Origin of the sequence: Mesorhizobium sp. M7A.F.Ca.CA.004.12.1.1, from assembly GCF_003997835.1 — a bacterium.
Taxonomy (GTDB): Bacteria; Pseudomonadota; Alphaproteobacteria; order Rhizobiales; family Rhizobiaceae; genus Mesorhizobium.
The window spans coordinates 1-1231 of sequence record NZ_RZRK01001210.1 but is presented as its reverse complement, the minus strand read 5'-3'; the positions used below and the strand labels follow the sequence as shown (position 1 = coordinate 1231).

Genomic DNA, 1231 nt, shown 5'->3' with positions numbered 1-1231 from the left:
CAACCACGAATTCGCAACCTGGCGTCTCAACGGCAACACCCTGAGGGCCGGAGACTGGAAACCGCCTCAGGATCACGCAGGCCGATTCGTCACGATCGCCTCATCTCATTCTTATTACTTTTGGGGTAATCGAATTCTGTCACGACCCTTGGCAATCTGTGCCTGCGGAGCCGGCAATCGGCTTCGATTGAAAGGGAGTGCACTTATGACCGCTTACGCCGTCGCCCATATGCGCCAAGCCACGATGGGCCCGCAGATCGTCGAATACCTGCACAAGATCGATGCCACGCTGGAACCTTTCGGCGGCCGTTTTCTGGTCCATGGCGGCGATGTCGAGGTGATCGAGAACAACTGGCCGGGTCATCTGATTATCATCGAATTTCCCGACAGGCAGCATGTGCATGGCTGGTACAATTCGCCCGCCTATCAAGCGATTCTGGCGCTGCGCACGGACAATTCGGAGGCCGACGTGGTGTTTGCTGACGGCGTCGAACATCCGCACAAGGCCACGGACATCCTCGAATAGCTTGCGGCTACTGCCGTTTCAGCAAGAACACTGCCTGCTGGCCGAAGAAGTTCCAGAACCACCACGGCATCGACAGGCCGATCTTCTGGCCGTTGGCGTCGAGAGCGGTTGCCTTCTCGACTGTCGCGCCGAGCTCGTCGCACAGATTGACGAAGTCGCGGATGGTGCAGAAGTGGATGTTGGGCGTGTCGTACCAGGAATAGGGCAGGTCCTTGGTCACCGGCATGCGGCCGTTGACGAACAGTGACAGACGCACACGCCAATGGCCGAAATTGGGGAAGGAGACGATGGCGCGATTGCCGATCCTGAGCAGTTCGTCGAGCACCAGCTTCGGGTTGCGGGTGGCCTGCAGCGTCTGCGAGAGGACGACGAAGTCAAAGCCCTTATCGGGATAGAATTCGAGATCCTTGTCGGCGTCGCCTTGGATGACCGAGAGGCCGCGCGCCACGCATTCGTTGACGCCGCGCTGCGACAGCTCGAGCCCACGGCCGTCGACCTGCTTGCTGTCCTGCAGCAATTCGAGCAGCGAGCCGTCGCCCGAGCCGACATCGAGCACGCGCGACTGTGGTGGGATGAGGTTGGCGACGACTTCAAGGTCGACGCGCTGGTCGCGGTTGACGCTCATAGGCCCAGCCCTCTCGCCCTGGCGGCCGAGCCGATGAAGCCGTTGATGGCGGCAAACAGTTCCGGCTCGTCGAGCAGGAA

At 60.5% G+C, this 1231-nt stretch carries 2 protein-coding genes; one reads left to right on the top strand and one right to left on the bottom strand.

Going from position 1 to position 1231, the window contains the following annotated elements:
- The first annotated feature begins 205 nt into the window (after window positions 1-205).
- Window positions 206-526 (top strand): DUF1330 domain-containing protein, encoded by a 321-nt coding sequence (locus tag EN984_RS35180; RefSeq protein WP_127268376.1) that lies wholly within the window; start codon window positions 206-208, stop codon window positions 524-526.
- A 7-nt stretch (window positions 527-533) separates the two neighbouring features.
- On the opposite strand, the gene metW is transcribed toward EN984_RS35180, so the two are convergent.
- Complete coding sequence (gene metW, locus EN984_RS35175) at window positions 534-1151, bottom strand: methionine biosynthesis protein MetW (RefSeq protein ID WP_127268377.1); 618 nt, start codon at window positions 1149-1151, stop codon at window positions 534-536.
- Between the last annotated feature and the right edge of the window lie 80 nt (window positions 1152-1231).

What these genes read in the sequence shown, in the direction of transcription:
- EN984_RS35180 (WP_127268376.1), top strand. Translation starts at nt 206, where the DNA reads ATGACCGCTTACGCCGTCGCCCATATGCGCCAAGCCACGATGGGCCCG.
- metW (WP_127268377.1), bottom strand. Translation starts at nt 1,151, where the DNA reads ATGAGCGTCAACCGCGACCAGCGCGTCGACCTTGAAGTCGTCGCCAAC.